Origin of the sequence: Neorhizobium huautlense, assembly GCF_030811685.1 — a bacterium.
Lineage (GTDB): Bacteria > Pseudomonadota > Alphaproteobacteria > Rhizobiales > Rhizobiaceae > Neorhizobium > Neorhizobium huautlense_A.
This window is the reverse complement of sequence record NZ_JAUSRF010000003.1, coordinates 239,310-259,196: the sequence shown is the minus strand read 5'-3', so window position 1 is coordinate 259,196 and position 19,887 is coordinate 239,310. Positions and strand designations below refer to the sequence as shown.

The window sequence follows — 19,887 nt, the reverse complement described above, 5'->3', positions numbered from 1 at the left end:
GCCTCATCAGGCCCAGCTGCGTTCGAGAACGGAAATCCAGTTCTCGTGGCCGATCTTCTTCAGTTCCGCGTCATTGAAGCCGTGGCTACGCAGCGCCTCGACCAGCTTCGGCAGACCCGCCGCATCCTTCAATTCCGCCGGAATGGTCGTGCCATCGAAATCGGAACCCAGCGCAACACGATCGATGCCGATCCGTTCGGCGATATAGGCGACATGACGAACCAGCAGATCGAGGCTGGTATTGGCATCCTTGATGCCATCGTCACGCAGGAACAGCACGCCGAAATTGATGCCGACAAGACCGTCCGTATCGCGGATCGCGTCCAGCTGGCGGTCGGTCAGGTTGCGGCTGTGGTTGCAAAGCGCATGCACGTTGGAATGCGAGGCGACCAGCGGCGCGTTGGAGAGCTTGGCAATTTCCCAGAAACCGGCCTCGTTCATATGCGACAGGTCGACCATGATCTTCAGCTCATTGCAGGCGCGGATCAGGTCGCGGCCGGCTTCGGTCAGGCCCGGACCGATATCTGGCGTCGACGGGTAACGGAACGGCACACCGTAAGCGAACACGTTAGGGCGGCTCCAGACCGGACCGAGCGTGCGCAGACCCGCCTGATAGAGAACATGCAGCGCATCGAGATCGGCGGCGACAGCTTCTGCGCCCTCGATGTGGAAAACGGCCGCAAAACTGCCGGTTTCGATCGAGCGGCGGATATCGCCGGCCGTGCGGCACACCGTCACGCCCCCTTCGGAGCGGGCCTCGATTTCGAACAGAAGCCGCGCCATTGCCAGCGTTTCGTTGATGGCGTCAGGCTGCGACGGCGTCGGGTAGTCGCCATTGGCGTCCTTGGTCATGCTCGGCGAAGGAACATAGATGGCACAGAGGCCTCCGGCCAGACCGCCTGCCTTGGCGCGCGGCAGGTCGATATGCCCGCCATCCTCGCCTTCGAGAAAACGCTTGACCGGATCAGCGCCGCCGTCGCGTCGCAGGCGCAGCAGCACGTCGTTATGGCCATCGAAGATCGGGAGCAAATTGTTCAACATTTTCTGAAGTGTCCTGCCTGCGGCTGAAAGTTTCGGATATCGTTAAGTAGCTGGAGCAGCGGTCGCAAATGCAATCCGCGCATAACCTATTCGAAAAATGGAATTGGTAGGGCTGTAAACGCACTGTTAAGACGCCGCGGAATTGCGGCAAAATCTTGCCACCCCTTAAATCCCGGGGGTGGCGCATCAAGGGGAATACAGCAATGGTATCAAGACGCAACTTTCTGATCGGCGGTGCAGCCGTTCCGTTCCTGTCCTATCTCGAACTGGCCGAAACCGCCTTTGCGGCCACGCCGAAGGACATTCTGGTCGTTGCACAGCAGCTCGACAACATGACCAGCCTTGACCCGCATGAGGGTTTTGAGGCCGTCGGCGGCGAGATGATCAGCAACATGTACCAGAAGCTGGTGCGCGCCAACAGCGACAACCCCGATACGGTTCTGCCGGTCATCGCCGCTTCCTGGGAAGCCGATGCCGACAACAAGGTTTTCACCTTCAAGCTGGCCGATGCCAAGTTCGCCTCCGGCGCTGCCGTCACGGCAGACGACGTTGCGTTCTCGCTGCAGCGCGCCATCAAGATGAACAAGAGCCCGGCCTTCATCATCAACCAGTTCGGCTTCACGGCTGAAAACGTTGAAGCCCGCATCGTCGCCAAGGACGAAAAGACCGTCACCCTGACGACCGAAGCCCCGACCGCGATCTCCTTCCTGCTGTTCTGCCTTTCGGCGAACATCGGCGCCATCGTCGAAAAGAAGACCGTTCTCGAAAACGAAGTGAACGGCGACCTCGGCAATGCCTGGCTGCAGAAGAACAGCGCCGGTTCCGGCCCGTTCAAGCTACAGGCCTGGAAGGCTTCGGAAAGCATTGCGCTGGCACTCAACGAACACGGCCCCTACAAGGGCAACCTGAAGCGCGTCATCATCCGCCACGTCGTCGATCCGTCTTCGCAGATGCTGATGCTGCAGAAGGGCGACGTCGATATCGCCCGCGACCTGACCTCGGAACAGCTGAAGGCTCTTCAGTCTGACGAAAACGTCACGCTGGTGCGCAAGCAGATCGCCTCGCTGGTTCTGATCTCGCTCAACCAGAACAATGCCAACCTTGCCAAGCCGCAGGTCTGGCAGGCCGTCAAGTGGGCGCTTGATTACGAAGGCATGCAGAAGAACATCGTGCCGCTCACGCACGTCGTTCACCAGAGCATGGAGCCGACCGGCTTCCCGGGCACGGTCACCGAAACGCCGTTCAAGCAGGATATCGAAAAGGCCAAGGCCCTGATGGCGGAAGCCGGTCTCGCAGACGGTTTCGACATCACGCTCGATCACTATGCCGCCCAGCCTTACCCGGACCTCGCTCAGGCGATCCAGGCCAACCTCGGCGCCATCGGCATCCGCGTAAAGCTGCAGTCGGCCGAAAACCGTCAGGTTCTCACCAAGATGCGCGCCCGCGGCCACGAAATGGCGCTGTCGGCATGGGGCACGGACTACTTTGATCCGAACTCCAACGCCGAAGTGTTCTGCATCAACAAGGACAATTCGGACGACGCCAAGAAGAAGCCTTTCGCATGGCGCTCCAGCTTCAAGAACGACGAACTGACCGGCAAGGCCGAAGCTGCCCGTGACGAAAAGGATCCGGCAAAGCGTCTGGAGCTTTACGAAGCCCTGCAGCGCGAATTCATGGAAAACAGCCCGTTCGCCATCATGTTCCAGACCACCAAGACCGCGGCTTGCCGCAAGAACGTCTCGGGCGTGACCATCGGCGTTCTGTCTGAAGGCAACACCTACCTCGAGACTTCCAAGTCGTGAACAAGCGTTTCAAAAGCCTTGCAGCAACACTGAGCAGCGTCCTCCTGACGCTGTTCGGTTTGACTGTGCTGACATTCCTCATCGGCCGGGTCATGCCGGTCGATCCGGTCATTGCCGCCGTCGGCGACAATGCACCGGAGGATGTCATTCTTCGCGTACGCGCCGAAATGGGCCTTGATCAGCCCATTCCGGTGCAGTTTCTGCATTACCTGAACCAGCTGATCCACGGCGATTTCGGCATGTCGGTTCTGACCAAGAACCCGGTCGCCGAAGATATTGTGCGCTTTTTCCCGGCGACATTCGAGCTCGCCACGGCCGCACTTCTGCTGGCAGCTTTGATCGGCATTCCGCTCGGCGTCTGGGCAGCCGTCCGTCAGGGTTCGGCCACGGATCAGGGTATCCGCGTATTCTGCCTTGCCGGTCACTCCGTGCCGGTGTTCATGCTGTCGTTGATCTCGCTGCTGATCTTCTATTCATGGCTCGACCTCGCGCCCGGCCCCGGCCGTCAGGACATCATCTTTGACGGAATGATCGATCCGGTCACCGGCATCCTGACCATCGACACGCTGATCGCAGGCGATTTCGATGCCTTTTTCGATGCGCTGGCGCATATGGCCCAGCCGGTCATCATCCTTGCCTATTTCTCGATGGCCTATATCGCCCGCATGACGCGCGCCTTCATGATCGACGCGCTGAAGGGCGAATACGTCATCACCGCCCGCGCCAAAGGCCTGTCGCTGACGACGGTCATCTGGGGACACGCCTTCCCGACGGTTGCCGTGCAGCTCGTCACGGTTATCGCGCTCACCTATGCCGGCCTTCTCGAAGGCGCCGTCGTTACGGAAACCGTGTTCTCGTGGCCGGGCATCGGCCAATATCTGACCGTCTCGCTTATGAATGCGGACATGAACCCGGTCGTCGGCACCACGCTTTTGATCGGCCTCATCTATGTCGGCCTCAACCTGATTGCGGACATTCTCTACCGCGTCCTCGATCCACGGGTACAATAATGATCGCCACCTTCCGAAACTGGGCGCTGGACGAAAATCCGTCCTCGCGCCGCCAGGCCGCCTGGGGCAACTGGTACCGCATCTGGCTGAACCTGCGCGGCAATCCGCTCGGCATGATCGGCCTCACCATCATCGCCATCTTCATCGCCATCGCCATCTTCGCGCCGCTGCTGGCAACGCATGATCCGGCGGCGCAGGAACTTGGCAACCGACTGGCCGCGCCAAGCGCTGCCAACTGGTTCGGCACCGACGAGCTCGGCCGAGATATCTTTTCGCGCCTGCTTTACGGTGGCCGCGTCACGCTCGGCATGGTCATCGCCGTCGTCGTGCTGGTCGCGCCGCTCGGCCTCGCCATCGGCTGCATTGCCGGTTATTTCGGCGGTATCGTCGATACGGTGCTGATGCGCCTCACCGACATCTTTCTGGCCTTCCCGCGTCTGGTTCTGGCTCTCGCCTTCGTGGCAGCGCTTCAGCCCGGCGTCGAAAGCGCCGTTCTCGCCATCGCGCTCACCGCCTGGCCGCCTTACGCTCGCATGGCCCGCGCCGAAACGCTCACCGTTCGCGGCAGCGATTTCATCGCCGCCTATCGCCTGACCGGTGCTTCGTCGTGGCGCATCATCTTCCGCCACATCATGCCGCTCTGCGTGCCGACCCTGATCGTGCGCGTCACGCTCGACATGTCGTCGATCATCATCACCGCCGCCTCGCTCGGCTTCCTTGGCATGGGCGCACAGCCGCCGTCGCCGGAATGGGGTGCAATGATCGCCACCGCAAAGCGCTTCATCTTCGAACAGTGGTGGGTTGCCGCCATTCCCGGCATCGCCATCTTCATGGTGTCGCTCGCCTTCAACTTCCTCGGCGACGCCCTGCGCGACGTCCTCGATCCGAAGGCGGCCTGATATGCTCGTAGAGATCAAGAACCTGCATATCGGCTTTGAAAGCCGCACCGGCTTTGCGCCCGCCGTGAAAGGCGTGTCGCTGACGCTCGGCACCGAAAAGCTCGGCATTGTCGGCGAAAGCGGATCGGGCAAGAGCCTCACCGCCCGCGCCCTGATGAAGCTTCTGCCCAAGCAGACCCGGATCGAAGCCGACAAGCTCGAATTCGACGGCATCGACATCCTGTCGGCATCGGAAAAGCAGATGCGCACGATCCGCGGCAAGCGGGCTGGCTTCATTCTGCAGGACCCGAAATATTCGCTGAACCCGGTGAAGACGATCGGCAGCCAGGTGGCCGAATCCTGGCGCGCCCACAAGGGCGGCAGCAAGCGTGCCGCTCTGGAAGCCGCGATCAACCTTTTGGAAATGGTGAAGATCCGCGACCCGAAAAAGGTAGCAAGCTCCTATCCGCACGAAGTTTCGGGCGGCATGGGCCAGCGCGTCATGATCGCCATGATGCTGGCGCCCGATCCCGAACTCTTGATCGCCGACGAACCGACATCGGCGCTCGACGCCACGGTGCAGGCGGAAATACTGCGCCTGATCGAGGAACTGGTGTCGGAACGTGGCATGGGCCTTCTGCTCATCAGCCACGACCTGCCGCTGGTCTCGCATTTCTGCGACCGCGTCGCCGTGATGTATTCCGGCCGTGTCATGGAAGAGCTGAAGGCATCCGAATTGTTGTCCGCGCAGCATCCTTATACGCGTGGCCTTTTGAACTGCATGCCCTCGCTGATCCATCCCAAGGAGCGCCTGCCCGTCTTGACCCGTGATCCGGAGTAGCTGAAATGACCATCGAGATCGACAATCTGCGCATCTCCTTCGGTGACAAGGAAGTCGTCAAGGGCGTGTCCTTCAACGTTGCCAATGGCGCCAGCTTCGGTATCGTCGGCGAAAGCGGTTCGGGCAAATCCACAGTTCTGCGCGCCATGGCCGGCCTCAACAACGAGTGGTCCGGCCGCATCGCCTTTTCCGGGCAAGACGCGCCGCTGGTCCGTCCGCCGGCCTTCTTCCGCAAGGTGCAGATGGTGTTCCAGGACCCATACGGTTCGCTGCATCCGCGCCAGACGATCGACCGCATCCTGTCGGAACTGCCGCTCGTGCACGGCATGGACGATATCGACGGCCGTATCGCCAAGGTTCTGTCGGCAGTCGCCCTGCCGCAGACGGCGCGTTTCCGGTATCCGCACCAACTCTCCGGCGGCCAGCGCCAGCGCGTGGCAATCGCCCGCGCGCTGATCGCAGAACCGGAAGTGCTGCTGCTCGACGAACCGACCTCGGCGCTCGACGTCTCGGTTCAGGCGGAAATCCTCAACCTTCTGGCCGATCTGCGCTCTGAGCGGAACCTCACCTATGTAATGGTCAGCCACAATCTCAGCGTCATCGCGCATCTGTGCACGGATGTGGGCGTGATGATCGATGGCCACATGGTCGAACAGGTCACCGCCGAAGACTTGAGGCTCGGCAATATCGAACACGCTCACACGCGCGAACTGCGCAGCCTGAGCGTGGAGTTGGAAGAACCGGCCTGATAACAAGGTCTTCGACCTTTCCGTCGTCATGCTCGGGCCTGTCCCGAGCATCTAACCACGTCGAATGCCTAGCTAGGGCCTAGATCCTCGGGTCAAGCCCGAGGATGACGGCGGTGGGGATGACGACGGAGAGCGATAAAACCGGTCATTGGAGATAACGAAATGTCGATCACAGCCAATTGGAAAGCCGCACGCAACGCCGTGAAGAAATTCACCGGCGCATGGGGAGCGGATCAACCCGGCGGCGCAGTGATCGGCTTCGATGCCAACGGCATTCGCTTCGCTGAAGCCGGTGGCGTCGAGAGCCTCTCGACCATGGCCCCCTTCTCCGCCGATACCGTCGTGCGTTACGCCTCCGTCACCAAACACGCCTTTTGCGCCATGGTGCTCTCGCATCCCGAAGCAATCTCGCTCGACGACACACTCGGCCAGCATCTGCCCGAGCTTCAGGAGCCGATGGCAAGCGTCACCGTCGGCCGCGCTCTCGACATGAGCGGCGGCCTGCCCGACACCCGCGAATGCCTCTCGCTTCTCGGTCTTTCGGTTTATACCGAAACCAAGGCCGGTCCGCTGATGGAATTTCTCGCCCGCCAGACGCGCCTCAACTATGAAGCAGGAACGGAAGTCTCCTATTCCAACACCGGATACCGCCTTGTCGAAGCGGCACTTGAGCGCAAGGATCTGTTCTTCCGCGATTTCATCCGCAAAACCGGCGCCAAGGCAGATGCCACGCTCGACGCCCCGGATGTCTGGAACGACGCCGTTGCCGGTCTCGTTCCCGGTTACTGGCACGACGGCCAGAAATGGCAACTCTCCGCCGCCGGCCTGCATATCTCCGCCTCAGGCAGCATGACCGGCAGCGCCACGAGCCTTGCCAACTGGGCCCGTGCCCTGATGATCGGACAGGGCGATTTCGCCGGCATTCTCGACCGCCTCGCCGCCCCCCGCGCCCTCGCTGATGGCTCCGAAAGCGGTTACGGCCTCGGCCTTCGTCGCACCGTCCTCGATGGCCGCGAGTTCACCGGCCACGGCGGCTCGCATCCGGGTTACAAAACCTATTTCCTCATCGATCAGGCAAGCAAAAGCGGTTTCGTCATCGTCTCCAACCGCGAGGACACGAACGGCAACAAGATCGCGCAGGAGGCCATGGCTGCCCTCCTCGATCTCTCCATGCCCGTCGCCTCCCCGGCCCTGACCGATGGTCTTTACGTCACGCAAACCGGTCCCTTCTGGATCGAGGTCAAGGGTTCCACCGTCACGTGGCTCGATGCCGATGATACGGCTTATGAAGACGAGGGCGGTTACGTCTCCTCCTTCTCCGCCTCTTCACCCATGCGCCTCAAGATGGACGGCGATGCGATTGTCGGCCAGATGGGTCATCCGCCGCGCAAATTTCTGCCTGCCGCCGATACCGGTGTTCCCGCCACGCTTGCTGGCCGCTGGTTTTCCGATGAAGGCGCGTATTTCGAGATCGATGGCGATGCCGTCGTCATGGGCGTCGGCCCGGTTCGCCACCGCATGCCATTGACGGCACTCGGCAATGGCCGTTTCCTGTTCACGCTTAGGGATGGGCCGTGGACCAAGCGCGTCTGCCTGCATGTTCTTGCGGAAAACCGTCTCGAACTGGTTCTGTCGCGCGCAAGAATGATTGAATATACCAGAGACGCGTGATTGCAATTTTCCGCCAACCGGACCAATGAAAAACCGCAGCCGGTTTTGTTTTGGAGTGTTCGGTGGAAGTCAAATGGCTTGAAGATTTTCTGGCGCTGGCCCAGACGCTGAATTTTTCCAAGGCGGCGGACGAGCGCAACGTCACCCAATCCGCCTTCAGCCGCCGCATAAGACAGCTGGAAGCCTGGGTCGGCACCAGCCTGATCGACCGCGCCACCTATCCGTCACGACTGACGGAAGCCGGCAAACGGTTCGTGCCCATCGCCGAACAGACGCTGCAAGGCCTCTATCAGGCGCGGCGCAATCTCCAGCACGAAGAGGGCAATGACGCGCGCACCGTCACGCTGACGGCGCTGCACACGCTGTCCTTCACTTTCTTTCCCAACTTGCTGACGGACCTGCGCGAAAAACTCGGGCCGCTGGTTTCCCATATGCGTCCCGATTCCGGCAGCATGGAAGAAAACCTCAACTCGCTGATCGACGGCGACAGCGATTTCCTGCTGACCTACCAGAACCTGCATGTGCCGATGCTGCTCGATCCGCAGTTCGAACATCACAGGCTCGGTGCCGAAACCATCATTCCCGTCAGTGCGGCGGATGCAAACGGCAAACCCCTGCACAGCCTGGAGCCCGGTTTCGCGCATGTCAGCTATCAAAAAACGTCGTTTTTCGGCCAGCTGATGGCCGGCACGCTGGCGACGCGCTTACCCGCAGACAACCGCGTCCATGTCGGCAGCCATTCAGTGGGGCTGAAGGCCATGGTCACATCGGGCTGGGGGCTGTCGTGGATCCCGGAAAGCCTCGTCAAGGCGGAGCTCGGCGATGGCCGGCTGGTGCGCGCGGCGGAACCGGAATGGGATATCGAGGTCGAAATCCGCCTCTATCGCTCAAAAGAAAACCGGCGGCCCATCGTCAGAAAAATCTGGGATGTTTTGGTGGCCGCCGGCTAGTTCCGTCCCGCTCCAAACGGGGATTGTTTTAAGGAGCGATCCGGTAAACTTTAAACTCAGACTGCCGTGCGGCGGGCATTGTCCATGTAAAGCGTGCGCAGGCGCGTAAACATCGCACCCGGCTTGCCATCGCCCACTGGCTTGCCGTCGATGAAGGTGATCGGCACGATGAAGTTGGAGGCGCTGGTCAGGCAGGCTTCGCGCGCAGCCATGGCTTCTTCCGGCGTGAACGGACGTTCTTCGATGGTCAGGCCCTGTTCGCGGGCGAGATCCAGAACGGCGAGACGCGTGCAGCCCGGCAGGATAGCCGTGCCATTGCCACGGGTGACGATCTTGTCGTCATGGGTGATGATGTAGGCCGTCGACGACGCGCCTTCGGTGACGAAACCGTCCTCCACCATCCACGCCTCATCACAGCCCTCGGCCTTGGCGATACGCTTGGCCAGAACCTGCGGCAGCAGACACACGGTCTTGATATCGCGCCGCTCCCAGCGCTGGTCCGGCACGATCTTGACCTTCAGACCCTTTTCGACGGCGGCCACATGTTCCAGCGTCTTTTCCTGGGTGAAGAGAAGCAGTGTCGGCTCAAGATTTTCCGAATAGAGGAAATTACGATCCTCGGCACCGCGCGTATATTGCAGGTAGATCACGCCTTCGGTCAGATTGTTTTCCTCGACGAGACGCTTTTCGATGGCGACGATCTCGTCCGTCGAAATCGGCAGATGGCCGCCGATTTCGCGCACGCTGCGCTCCAGCCGCGTCATGTGCAGCGGGCTGTCGATCAGCTTGCCATCCAGCACCGCCGTCACTTCATAAATGCCGTCGCCGAACAGGAAACCGCGATCGAAGATCGAGATATGCGCTTCGTTTTCGGGCAGGAAGGCACCGTTCAGATAAACGATGCGGGGCGTTGCGGCAGGCATAAAGAACTCCAGTCTTAAAGAATCAGCGACGCTTCAAGGCGTCGAGCGAAATGGCATTGATGGTCGAGGGCTTGTCGGTGCCGGCATTGTAGCCGTGCGTTGTCGTCGCCATCGTCATCGAGTTGAGAATTGCCTCTTCCGATGCCTCGATAACGGCCTCGAACAGCGGCGAAACGACATCGTTGGAGAGAACGGGATAGGTGGCGACAGCCTTGCGGCGTTCCGGCGTGCGACGAACCTCTTCGGCCGTGGAAAACGCCAGCGCATAATCGCCCGAACCATTGCTGAGTGCGGCACCGGTGCGCGCCAAACCGCCAAAACAGCGCTCGGCCAGACGTTTCAGGTTGCGTGAACACAGCGGCGCATCTGTCGCCACGATCATCACGATCGAGCCGTCCTTGTCATGTGTGCCATCTGCCTCATAGGGCTGGCCGGCAACCACCAGCTTGCCGCCGTAATTCGACTGCACCAGCACGCCGATCGTGTAGGACACGCCGCCGACAGAGACGACACGCGAACTGGTACCGATGCCGCCCTTGAGGCCAAAGGCAACCGTACCCGTGCCGGCGCCAAGAGCACCTTCCTCGACTGGACCGGTTTTCGCGCCAGCCAATGCCTGCGACATTTCTTCCACCGTCGGACGCGCGGCACGAATATCGTTGAGCCGCGAATCGTTGGTTTCACCGACCACGGCATTCAGCGAAACAACGCGCTCATTGCCCGACTGCGCCAGTGTATGGCGGTTGATCGCCTCGATGGCGCGGCCGACGCCGAGCGTATTCGTCAGCAGGATCGGCGTTTCGATCTCCCCAAGTTCGGCGATCTGCGTCGAGCCGGCAAATTTTCCAAAACCGTTGAAGACGGCGAGTGCTGCCGGCACCTTGTCCTGAAACACATTGCCGGCATGCGGCAAAATCGCCGTGGCACCGGTGCGTGTCCGCTCACCTTCGATACAGGTCACATGACCGACGGCAACGCCCGCGACATCGGTGATCGCGTTCAGCGCACCGGTCTCGTAATGGCCGACAGAGATGCCGAGCGCGCGCAGCCGCACGCGTGTTTCGCTGTTCATCAAAGGGGTCCCAGTCCGTAATTTTCCGCAACCCTACTGGAGCGCAACGCCGACTGGCACAACAAAAACGGAATAGTTTCATGCCGTGTTTGCAACAGCCATCCGGCTCAGACCCGCAACAGGTCCTGTCATCGCCACCATGGACGCGAACCTCGTTTAACATGACACCTGCACTCATGTTAATTTACTGATTACTAGGCGCATGATATCGTCAGGCTCAGACGGCAGGAGGGAGCCGTTGATCGTGATCAATGCCCGCAGCGACGCGGCCGCTAGGATCACGAACGAAGCACACGGCAGGATGTTTTGGCGTCAGGCTGTGGTGGGGAGGAGCCTTGACCACGTGTTTTAGAAAGACAGACAGATGGGCATCCTTTCCGACCGACTCATTGCGATTGAGCCCTGGCTGCAAGACAGCGCAGACCATGAGACGACCACGTGCGACAACCCGGAAGCGGCACCGCTGACCACAGGCGCAGCCACAGTGTTTCTGGATTGGCGCTGGGCCATGCCGGCAACACGCACGGCCGCGCCCTTGCCGGCACAGATGCCAGAACAGCCGCTGTTCGATGCACTCCACGCACCGGAAACATGGAGTGTCGAGGATGGCTCCCTTTTCGTCGAGCTTGATGGCTTTCTGATCGATCGACAGACGGCCGCCGCCGCGAGCGCCTATTTCAGCGCCCCTATTGCAGCGTGACAACCGCTTGAAAAAAGCCGGGCGGCCAACATCTCACACCCATCGAGGCCGCCTCGTCGTATCCATAGACCAAGAGATTATTTGACAAGGAAATTTTGCATGGCCGAAGCGCGTACGCATGTACTGGTTATCAATTGCGGCAGTTCGTCGCTGAAATTCAGCCTGTTTGCCGGCACCGATCGCGCCGCCATTCTTTCGGGACTGGCGGAAAATCTCGGCCAGCCGGAAAGCCGCCTGATCCTCAAGGAGAACGATGCCAAGGTAACCATTGCGCTCGACGGCGGCAGCCATGATACGGCATTGCGCCGCCTGATGGCCGAGCTTCAGGCACGCGGCCTGCTCGATGCCATTGGCGCGGTCGGGCACCGTATCGTCCACGGCGGCGAGCGCTTTGTCGAAGCCACCCGCCTCGATGCCGAGGTGCTGGCCGAGATCGACGCACTCTCCTATCTCGCACCGCTGCACAATCCGGCCAATGTGCTTGGCGTCAAGGTTGCCATGGAAGTGCTCGGCTGGGTGCCGCATGTTGCGGTGTTCGACACATCCTTCCACATGACCATTCCCGAGGCCGCCCATACTTATGCGATCCCGCAGGAATATCGCGACGCCGGTGTGCGCCGTTACGGTTTCCACGGCACCAGTCACGGTTTTGTGGCCAAGGAAGCAGTCGAGATGCTTGGTCTTGATCCGAAGGACCACGGCCTCGTCATCGCCCATCTCGGCAACGGCTCTTCGGCAACTGCCGTGCTCAACGGCAAAAGCGTCGACACGTCCATGGGCCTAACCCCGCTGGAAGGTCTCGTCATGGGCACACGTTCCGGCGATATCGATCCCGGCGCGATTTTCCACATCGCACGTCAGGACAACAAGTCGATCGACGATCTCGACACGCTGCTGAACCGCAAAAGCGGTCTGCTCGGCCTTTCCGGCCTATCCAACGATTGCCGCACGCTGGAAAGTGCAGCCGCCGAAGGTCATGAGGACGCGATCCTTGCCATGGAGGTCATGGTCCATCGCCTCGCCCGTTATATCGGCGGCCTTGCCACCTCCCTGCCGCGTCTCGATGCGGTGATCTTCACCGGCGGCATCGGCGAGAACTCCTCCTTCGTGCGTGCCAAAACCATCGCCCGTCTGGCAGCCCTTGGCATCAAGCTGAATGAAGAGGCCAATGCCGGCATGTTCGGCGGCCGTTGCGGCATCATCAGCGCTGACGGTTCGGGACCGAAGGCGGTCGTTATCGCCACCAATGAGGAATGGGCCATCGCCAACGAAGCTCGCCCCTATATCGGCCAGGACATCCGCAAGGCCGGCTGAGGCACCGTTTCACACAATTGCAGCGCCCGCCACTCATGATGCGCTGGCGTCTGCAGCCCCAAAATTTCCCGGCCATGCCGGAACGAAGAGACATATTGAAAGGCCAAAATTCATGACGGCACGTGTCATTTTCCTGGCGCCACTGGCGCAAGATGTCGGCCTCACCTCCGTTGCACTCGGTTTTGTCCGCGCTCTTCAGCGCGACGGCCTGAAGGTCGGTTTCGTCAAGCCGATCGCGCAGCCGACGGCGGGTGAACATCCCGGCTCCGACCACAAGACAACAGAAACCTCCAGCCATTTTGCCCGCACGCTCTGCCTCACCGAAGCGCCGGAGCCGATCGCCTTCACGTATGCCGAAGAACTGCTTCGCAAGGGCGAACTCGATCTGCTGCTCGAAGAAGTCGCCACCATGGCGGAAACGCTGCGTGCCGATCACGATGTGGTCGTGGTCGAAGGGCTGATCCCGTTTGCCGACCTGCAGATCGCACAGCGTCTCAATGTCGAAATCGCCCGCAGCCTGGGCGCCGAAGTGGTGCCTGTCGTCAACGGCACCGACAATGACGGCAAGCGCCTGACCGATGCCGTCGCCCTTGCCCGCCGCCAGTATATGCGCGAGGCGAACCGCCATTTCGCCGGCCTGCTGGTCAACAAACTGCCGGAGAAGGGCAACCGTCAGGCCCTGACACAAGCCCTGGCTGCTGCCGAAATGAGCGACAGTGAAATCATTGGCGCCATTCCCTACCGCCCGAGCCTCAACGCGCCACGCCTTTCCGACCTCGTCTCCTCGCTCGACCTTCAGGTGGAACAGGGCGGCGATCTCGATGCCGTGCGTGTCCGCGAAATCGTCGTGGTCGCCCGTTCGGTGGAAAACATGATCGACCGCCTGTTGCCGATGACGCTGGTCGTCATGCCCGGCGACCGCAGCGACGTGGCGCTGGCAACCGCGCTTGCGCATGAACGCGGCATCCCGATCGCCGGCATTCTGCTCACCTGCGGCGCGCAGCTTGCGCCGTCGATCGCCGACCTGATCACATCGGCCGGTCACAACACCCTGCCGATCCTGTCGACGCAGGACGACACCTATGCCACCGCCTCGCGCCTGTCGCATCTGAGCTACCATGTCAGCCGTGACGATGGCGGCCATATGGAACAGGTGATCGAATATATCGCCGAACATATCGACACCCGTTCGCTGCGACAGAAGATCGGCAAGCCGCACGAAGCCCGCCTGTCGCCGCCGCGTTTCCGCAACCAGCTGATCGAGTTCTCGCGCCGCGCCAACAAGCGTATCGTGCTGCCGGAAGGTGAAGAGCCGCGCACACTGCAAGCCGCCGTCATCTGCCACCGCAAGCGCATTGCCCGCTGCGTGCTGCTCGGCAATCCCGAAACCATCCACGCCATGGCCCGCGCCCAAAAACTCGATCTGCCCGCCGATCTCGAAATCGTCGATCCGCAGAGCGTTCGCGCCAATTACGTCGATGCCATGGTGGACTTACGCAAATCCAAAGGCATGACACCTCCGCAGGCGATGGCGCAGCTGGAAGATACCGTCGTTCTCGGCACGATGATGCTGGCAGTCGGCGAAGTCGACGGTCTCGTTTCCGGCGCCGTACACACCACGGCCAGCACCGTTCGCCCTGCGCTGCAGCTGATCAAGACCGAGCCGGGCCAGAGCATTGTCTCCTCGGTCTTCTTCATGCTGATGCCCGATCAGGTTCTCGTTTACGGCGACTGCGCCATCAATCCGAACCCCACAGCCGAACAACTGGCCGAAATCGCACTGCAATCCTCCGACACCGCCCGCGCCTTCGGCATCGATCCGCGCGTCGCGATGATTTCATACTCGACCGGCGCATCCGGCACCGGCGGCGATGTCGACAAGGTGCGTGAAGCCACCGCTCTCGCCCGCGCCAAGAACCCGGACCTGCTGATCGACGGACCGATACAGTATGATGCGGCAAGCGTCGAAAGCGTCGGCCGCTCCAAGGCGCCGGAAAGCCCAGTCGCCGGCCGCGCCAATGTCTTCGTTTTCCCGGATCTCAACACCGGCAACACGACCTACAAGGCGGTGCAGCGCTCTGCCGATGTCGTCTCGGTCGGCCCGATGTTGCAGGGCCTGCGCAAGCCGGTCAACGATCTGTCACGTGGCGCTCTGGTGGACGATATCGTCTTCACCATCGCCCTGACCGCCATCCAGGCGGATGCCCCGAAGATGATCGACGAACAGCCCTTGAAGAGTGCGGTCAACGGATGAGCGCGCTCGATCATCAGGAGGAAACCAAATCGGCCATCCGCGGGCTTGATGCAGGTCTCATCCTCGCACCGCATGAAATTGCGGTCGAAGCCGAGGAAATGGGTGTCAAGAAAAGCAAGAGCGACACCATCACGCTGCTGGCACTGGCGATCCTCGCCGGCGCCTTCATCGGGCTCGGCGCCATGTTCGCGACCACGGTCGCATCCGGTGCCGATGGTATTCTGCCTTATGGCGTCACCCGCCTGCTGGCCGGTTTCAGCTTCTCGCTCGGCCTGGTTCTGGTGCTGATCGGCGGCGCCCAGCTTTTCACCGGCGACATGCTGATGGTGATGGCCTGGGCCAGCAAACGCATCAGCACGGTCAAAATGATAAAAGTCTGGGTCCTCGTCTGGATCGGCAATTTCATCGGCGCGGCCGGGGTGGCCCTGCTGGTCTTCCTTTCCGGGCATTACAAGTTCGGCGGTGGCGCCATCGGCATCGCCGCCCTGCATTACGCCGAGGCCAAATCCGCACTGCCGCCGCTGGAAGCCTTTTCCCTCGGCATCCTCTGCAACATTCTTGTCTGCCTCGCCGTCTGGCTGACACTTGCCGGCCGCAGCGCCACCGACCGCATTCTGGCCATCGTCTTTCCGGTCACGGCCTTCGTTGCTGCCGGTTTCGAGCACTGCGTCGCTAACATGTATTATTTTTCGATCGGCCTGCTGATCCATTACGGCGGTTCGGAGAGTTTTCAGGCGATCGTTGCCGGCCATATGGCCCCAATCCCGCTCAGCGGCGTCGCCATGAACCTCGTTGTCGTCACGCTCGGCAACTGGGTGGGTGGATCGCTGCTGGTGGGCGGCATCTACTGGCTTATCTACCGGCGACCAAAACGCATGGCGAAATAAGACAACCTGTCTCGACCTCATCAGAGGTCTTCGATTTCGCGGGCATCTGTGTTCATGGAGAGCGGGAAAACGCCGCTCATCCAGCCACAAAACTTGCGACGCGGCGGCCTGATCGTGTTAGGTGAAACACAATCGCGAATGCACACAAAAGCATCCGCACGATAGTGAAATCCCATCATCAGGCAGAGCCCCGCATGAGCGCCCCCGTCTACAAATCCTTCGAACAATCGCTTTCGGAATTCGAAAACATCGCAGCCGACATTGCCCCCATTTCCACGCAGGAACTTGGCGCGCGCATCGCAAAACTGCAGGGCCTGATGCTCCAAGCCGATGTGAAGGCAGTTTATCTCGACACCTCCACCAGCCTCACCTATTTCACCGGCATCACGCTCGGCGCCAGCGAGCGCCTGCATGGCGCCATCATCCCCTCCTCAGGTGCGCCGATCTATATCAGCCCCGCCTTCGAGGAACCGAAAACCGTCACGTTGATCCGCATCGAAGGCGAGATCGCCTGCTGGGAAGAACATGAAGACCCGGCCCTTCTCGTCGCCAACCTGATCTGCGACCTCTCCGCGGAAGGCGATACGCTCGCCTTCGACCCCGCGACACCCTTTGCCTTCTTCACGCCGATCGCCGCCCATATCGGCACGCGCCTGAAAACCATCGGCGCCAAGGAATTGATTGCCGCCTTTCGGCAGATCAAGTCGGCCACCGAGATCGCCATCATCCAGACCGCAATGACAGCAAGCCTGCGGGTCCACAAGGCGGTATGGGAAGGTCTTTACGAAGGCATTTCCACCACCGAGATCACCGACTTCATTCAGGCCGCGCACGCCAAACTCGGCATGCGCCACGTTTTTGCCGCCGCCCAGTTCGGCGAGGCGACCGCTTATCCGCACGGCGTGCCCTACGCCCAGACGCTCAAAAAGAACGACATGGTGCTGATCGACCTCGGCGGCCATATCCATCGCTACAATTCGGACATCACCCGTACCTACATCTTTGGCACGCCGAGCGAACGGCAGCGCGAATTGTGGGACATGGAGAAAAAAGCCCACCGCGCCGGCTTCGAAGCCGCCAAAATCGGCACGCCCTGCGAAGAGGTTGATGCGGCCGCGCGAAAGGTGCTGACGGATGCCGGTTATGGCCCGGATTACCAGGTGCCCGGCCTGCCGCACCGCACCGGTCACGGACTTGGCATGGACCTGCACGAAGACCCGTTCATCGTTCGTGGCAACAAAACCCTGCTGGAGCCCGGCATGGTATTTTCCGACGAACCGATGCTCTGCGTTTACGGCGAATGCGGCGTGCGTCTGGAAGATATCATCTACATGTCGGATACCGGCCCGGTCTTCTTCACCGAACCGGCCCATTCGATTGAAAAGCCGTTTGGCTGAACGATCAACCGAAACGTTGCGGCGAGAAGGCGGCGATATCGATCGCCGCTGCCTGCCCGGTCAGCATGTCGGCCACGATCCGCGCTGTGCCCGCCGACTGGGTCAGCCCGAGATGACCGTGACCGAAGGCATAAACGACATTGGGCGTAACCTTCGCCCGGCCGATCGCCGGCAGGCTGTCCGGCAGTGACGGGCGAAAACCCATCCACTGCGTACCGCCCGCGGCCTTTAGGCCCGGCAGAAAGGTTTGCGCCTTTTTCAGCATGGCTTCCGAGCGCTTGAAATTCGGCGGCAGATCCAGTCCGCCGAGTTCGACGGCGCCACCGACGCGGATGCCGCTGGTCAGCCGCGTGACAACGAAGCCATGGCCGCCGAATGTCACCTGCATGCGCAGATCGAAGGCATCGGCAGGCAATGTCGTGTTGTAACCACGTTCCGTTTCCAGAGGAATGGTTTCACCCAGCGTTTTCGCGATGCGGTGTGAAAAGGCACCTGCCGACAGCACGACTTTTGCGGCGCTTCGCTTGCGACCGTCCGCAGTGGAAATCTCGACACCATCGGTGACCGGCTGCAGTGCCTTGACCTCGATTATCTCGATTGAGCCGCCGAGCGCATGAAAATGCTCGGCAAGCGCCAGCGTATAAAGCTTGGGATCGGCAATCGAATACCAGCCCGGCGTGAATGTGCCGCGAATGAAACGTGGCGCCAGACCCGGCTGAAGGGTCGCCATTTCGGCGGCATCCATATGCCGGAACTCGATACCGTGTTTTTGACGCGCTTCCCAGCCCGGCAACGACGCCTGAAACTCCGCATCGCTTTCATAAACCTGAAGATTGCCGTCCTTGCGCAACATCGACAGCGTGCCGGTTGCCGACAAAAAGCCCTCCAGCTCGGCCTTGGAAAGATCCATCAGCGATGTCTGGGCGCTGGTGGAATAGGCCACGCGAGACGGCTGGCAGGCACGCCAGAATTTCAGCATCCACGGCGCGATCTGCAGCGCATAAGCCGGCGGAATGCTGAGCGGCCCGAGCGGATCGAGCAGCCATTTGGGCGCCTTTTTCAGAATGCCGGGAGAAGCGAGCGGCAGGATATCAGTGAAAGCGAAGGCACCCGCATTACCGGCGGAAGCACCGGCGGCCGGGCCTTCGCGATCGATGACCGTTACATCCAGACCCCGCATCTTCGCGGCAATGGCAATCGACAGCCCGACCACGCCTGCGCCGATGACGACAACATCCGACCTGCTCATCTTCCCAAAACCTTCCGGCGGCCTTTTCGGCACGCTCTTGTTTCCCATCCCCAAAAGAAAAGCCCTCCGCGCGGAGGGCTTTTCATATCGAAATCAGGCTGCCTTGGCACTCTGAACCGCACCCGGAAGCTTGCTCCAGTCGGCATACCAGTTGTCGAACAGCGCAAGCTGCGTCTCGACATAACCGCGCTGGCTGTCGGAAAGCACATCGGTTTCGATGAAGTTCAGCGCGTATTCGGCGTCGCCCTTCAGCACCATCATGTGCTTGAAATAGAGCACCAGATCCGGGCCTTCATCGAAGGAGGAGAGCACGCCGAGCGCCTCTTCAAGTTCCTTGGCACGAACGCGCGCATCCGCATCACCCTTGGCGGCAGCGATGGCGAGATTGCACAGATGCAGCACTTCCTTCGGCAGCACATTGCCGATGCCGGTGATGGCGCCGGTCGCACCGCAATTGACGTAACCATGGTAGACGGCGGTATCGACACCGATCATCAGCGTGACATTGTCGTCGCGACTGGTGATGTTTTCAGCGGCATAACGCATATCGTTCGGGCCGCCGAATTCCTTGAAGCCGACAAGGTTCGGATGCTCCGAGCGCAGCGCGAAAAACAGGTCGGCGCGGGTGGCAAAACCGTAGTAGGGGCTGTTGTAAATGACCGCCGGAAGGTCCGGAGCCGCCGACAGGATGGCCTTGAAATGTGCCTTCTGGGCCGAGATGACCGAACCACGCGACAGAACGCGCGGAATGACCATCAGGCCTTGTGCGCCAACCTTCTGGGCATGCCCGGCAAGCGCCACGGCAGACGCCGAGTTGATGGCGCCGGTGCCGACGATGACCGGGATGCCGGCCTTCACCAGACGCTCGACACCTTCCATGCGCTGCGCGTCGGTGAGCAGCGGCCAGTCACCCATCGAGCCGCAATAAACCACCGCCGACATGCCGGCTTCGATCAACTGCCTGGCCTTGGAAACCAGCGCATCGAAATCCGGCGTGCGGTCCGCCTTGCAGGGGGTCATCAGCGCCGGCACGACGCCCGAAAAAATGTTTGCGGCCATTTACAAAACTCCTCGAAATCCTCTGGCGGGCGGCTATGCACACGCCTCTGGACAAGGAGAATACTCCTTCCGCATTCTTTGTCGACAAAA

At 61.0% G+C, this 19,887-nt stretch carries 17 protein-coding genes; 12 read left to right on the top strand and 5 right to left on the bottom strand.

Annotation, left to right across the window (positions count from 1 at the left end):
- Positions 1-6 precede the first annotated feature (6 nt).
- On the bottom strand, positions 7-1,041 hold the full coding sequence (locus J2T09_RS05880) for a dipeptidase (protein WP_306832144.1): 1,035 nt from the start codon (positions 1,039-1,041) through the stop codon (positions 7-9).
- Positions 1,042-1,244: 203 nt separating this feature from the next.
- Between J2T09_RS05880 and J2T09_RS05875 the strand changes: the two genes are divergently transcribed.
- From J2T09_RS05875 to J2T09_RS05845, 7 genes are all read left to right on the top strand, one after another.
- Positions 1,245-2,843, top strand: coding sequence for an ABC transporter substrate-binding protein (locus J2T09_RS05875; protein WP_306832142.1), 1,599 nt, complete (start codon positions 1,245-1,247; stop codon positions 2,841-2,843).
- Entirely contained in the window at positions 2,840-3,853 is a 1,014-nt protein-coding gene (locus J2T09_RS05870) for an ABC transporter permease (protein WP_306832140.1), read from the top strand. Before J2T09_RS05875 ends, J2T09_RS05870 begins: the two co-directional genes overlap by 4 nt.
- Positions 3,850-4,752, top strand: coding sequence for an ABC transporter permease (locus tag J2T09_RS05865; RefSeq protein WP_306832445.1), 903 nt, complete (start codon positions 3,850-3,852; stop codon positions 4,750-4,752). Before J2T09_RS05870 ends, J2T09_RS05865 begins: the two co-directional genes overlap by 4 nt.
- A gap of 1 nt (position 4,753) precedes the next feature.
- Entirely contained in the window at positions 4,754-5,572 is an 819-nt protein-coding gene (locus tag J2T09_RS05860; protein WP_306832137.1) for an ABC transporter ATP-binding protein, read from the top strand.
- A 5-nt stretch (positions 5,573-5,577) separates the two neighbouring features.
- The gene (locus tag J2T09_RS05855; protein WP_306832135.1) at positions 5,578-6,321 is read left to right on the top strand and encodes an ABC transporter ATP-binding protein; all 744 of its coding nucleotides are present in this window, start codon (positions 5,578-5,580) and stop codon (positions 6,319-6,321) included.
- 162 nt (positions 6,322-6,483) lie between these two features.
- Positions 6,484-7,992: a serine hydrolase domain-containing protein gene (locus J2T09_RS05850; protein WP_306832133.1), complete on the top strand. Its 1,509-nt coding sequence runs from the start codon at positions 6,484-6,486 to the stop codon at positions 7,990-7,992.
- Positions 7,993-8,054: 62 nt separating this feature from the next.
- Positions 8,055-8,942 (top strand): LysR substrate-binding domain-containing protein, encoded by an 888-nt coding sequence (locus tag J2T09_RS05845; RefSeq protein WP_306832132.1) that lies wholly within the window; start codon positions 8,055-8,057, stop codon positions 8,940-8,942.
- 56 nt (positions 8,943-8,998) lie between these two features.
- Here J2T09_RS05845 and J2T09_RS05840 read toward each other — a convergent pair whose 3' ends face one another.
- Together J2T09_RS05840 and J2T09_RS05835 are read right to left on the bottom strand one after the other, a co-directional pair.
- Complete coding sequence (locus tag J2T09_RS05840) at positions 8,999-9,865, bottom strand: D-amino-acid transaminase (protein WP_306832129.1); 867 nt, start codon at positions 9,863-9,865, stop codon at positions 8,999-9,001.
- A gap of 22 nt (positions 9,866-9,887) precedes the next feature.
- Positions 9,888-10,937: a DmpA family aminopeptidase gene (locus J2T09_RS05835; protein ID WP_306832127.1), complete on the bottom strand. Its 1,050-nt coding sequence runs from the start codon at positions 10,935-10,937 to the stop codon at positions 9,888-9,890.
- 364 nt (positions 10,938-11,301) lie between these two features.
- Here J2T09_RS05835 and J2T09_RS05830 point away from each other — a divergent pair, with 364 nt between their 5' ends.
- The 5 genes from J2T09_RS05830 (at position 11,302) to J2T09_RS05810 (ending at position 17,489) form a co-directional block, all read left to right on the top strand.
- Positions 11,302-11,637, top strand: a complete 336-nt coding sequence (locus tag J2T09_RS05830) for a hypothetical protein (protein WP_306832124.1) — start codon at positions 11,302-11,304, stop codon at positions 11,635-11,637.
- Positions 11,638-11,736: 99 nt separating this feature from the next.
- Positions 11,737-12,951 carry an acetate/propionate family kinase gene (locus tag J2T09_RS05825; RefSeq protein WP_306832122.1) on the top strand — a complete coding sequence of 405 codons (1,215 nt, stop codon included), beginning with the start codon at positions 11,737-11,739 and terminating at the stop codon, positions 12,949-12,951.
- A 112-nt stretch (positions 12,952-13,063) separates the two neighbouring features.
- Positions 13,064-15,205: a phosphate acetyltransferase gene (pta, locus tag J2T09_RS05820; protein ID WP_306832120.1), complete on the top strand. Its 2,142-nt coding sequence runs from the start codon at positions 13,064-13,066 to the stop codon at positions 15,203-15,205.
- Positions 15,202-16,092 (top strand): formate/nitrite transporter family protein, encoded by an 891-nt coding sequence (locus tag J2T09_RS05815; RefSeq protein WP_306832119.1) that lies wholly within the window; start codon positions 15,202-15,204, stop codon positions 16,090-16,092. The genes pta and J2T09_RS05815 overlap by 4 nt, the downstream gene beginning before the upstream one ends.
- Positions 16,093-16,286: 194 nt before the next feature.
- On the top strand, positions 16,287-17,489 hold the full coding sequence (locus J2T09_RS05810; protein ID WP_306832117.1) for a M24 family metallopeptidase: 1,203 nt from the start codon (positions 16,287-16,289) through the stop codon (positions 17,487-17,489).
- Positions 17,490-17,493: 4 nt separating this feature from the next.
- Here the strand turns inward: J2T09_RS05810 and J2T09_RS05805 are convergent, their stop codons facing one another.
- Together J2T09_RS05805 and J2T09_RS05800 are read right to left on the bottom strand one after the other, a co-directional pair.
- Positions 17,494-18,738 (bottom strand): NAD(P)/FAD-dependent oxidoreductase, encoded by a 1,245-nt coding sequence (locus tag J2T09_RS05805; protein WP_306832115.1) that lies wholly within the window; start codon positions 18,736-18,738, stop codon positions 17,494-17,496.
- Between the two features lie 93 nt (positions 18,739-18,831).
- Complete coding sequence (locus J2T09_RS05800) at positions 18,832-19,797, bottom strand: dihydrodipicolinate synthase family protein (RefSeq protein WP_306832113.1); 966 nt, start codon at positions 19,795-19,797, stop codon at positions 18,832-18,834.
- Positions 19,798-19,887 lie beyond the last annotated feature (90 nt).

Coding starts and splice junctions, on each gene's coding strand:
- J2T09_RS05825 (WP_306832122.1), top strand. CDS start 11,737: ATGGCCGAAGCGCGTACGCATGTACTGGTTATCAATTGCGGCAGTTCG.
- J2T09_RS05850 (WP_306832133.1), top strand. CDS start 6,484: ATGTCGATCACAGCCAATTGGAAAGCCGCACGCAACGCCGTGAAGAAA.
- J2T09_RS05835 (WP_306832127.1), bottom strand. CDS start 10,937: ATGAACAGCGAAACACGCGTGCGGCTGCGCGCGCTCGGCATCTCTGTC.
- J2T09_RS05840 (WP_306832129.1), bottom strand. CDS start 9,865: ATGCCTGCCGCAACGCCCCGCATCGTTTATCTGAACGGTGCCTTCCTG.
- J2T09_RS05880 (WP_306832144.1), bottom strand. CDS start 1,041: ATGTTGAACAATTTGCTCCCGATCTTCGATGGCCATAACGACGTGCTG.
- J2T09_RS05800 (WP_306832113.1), bottom strand. CDS start 19,797: ATGGCCGCAAACATTTTTTCGGGCGTCGTGCCGGCGCTGATGACCCCC.
- J2T09_RS05830 (WP_306832124.1), top strand. CDS start 11,302: ATGGGCATCCTTTCCGACCGACTCATTGCGATTGAGCCCTGGCTGCAA.
- J2T09_RS05810 (WP_306832117.1), top strand. CDS start 16,287: ATGAGCGCCCCCGTCTACAAATCCTTCGAACAATCGCTTTCGGAATTC.
- J2T09_RS05875 (WP_306832142.1), top strand. CDS start 1,245: ATGGTATCAAGACGCAACTTTCTGATCGGCGGTGCAGCCGTTCCGTTC.
- J2T09_RS05805 (WP_306832115.1), bottom strand. CDS start 18,738: ATGAGCAGGTCGGATGTTGTCGTCATCGGCGCAGGCGTGGTCGGGCTG.
- J2T09_RS05855 (WP_306832135.1), top strand. CDS start 5,578: ATGACCATCGAGATCGACAATCTGCGCATCTCCTTCGGTGACAAGGAA.
- J2T09_RS05815 (WP_306832119.1), top strand. CDS start 15,202: ATGAGCGCGCTCGATCATCAGGAGGAAACCAAATCGGCCATCCGCGGG.
- pta (WP_306832120.1), top strand. CDS start 13,064: ATGACGGCACGTGTCATTTTCCTGGCGCCACTGGCGCAAGATGTCGGC.
- J2T09_RS05860 (WP_306832137.1), top strand. CDS start 4,754: ATGCTCGTAGAGATCAAGAACCTGCATATCGGCTTTGAAAGCCGCACC.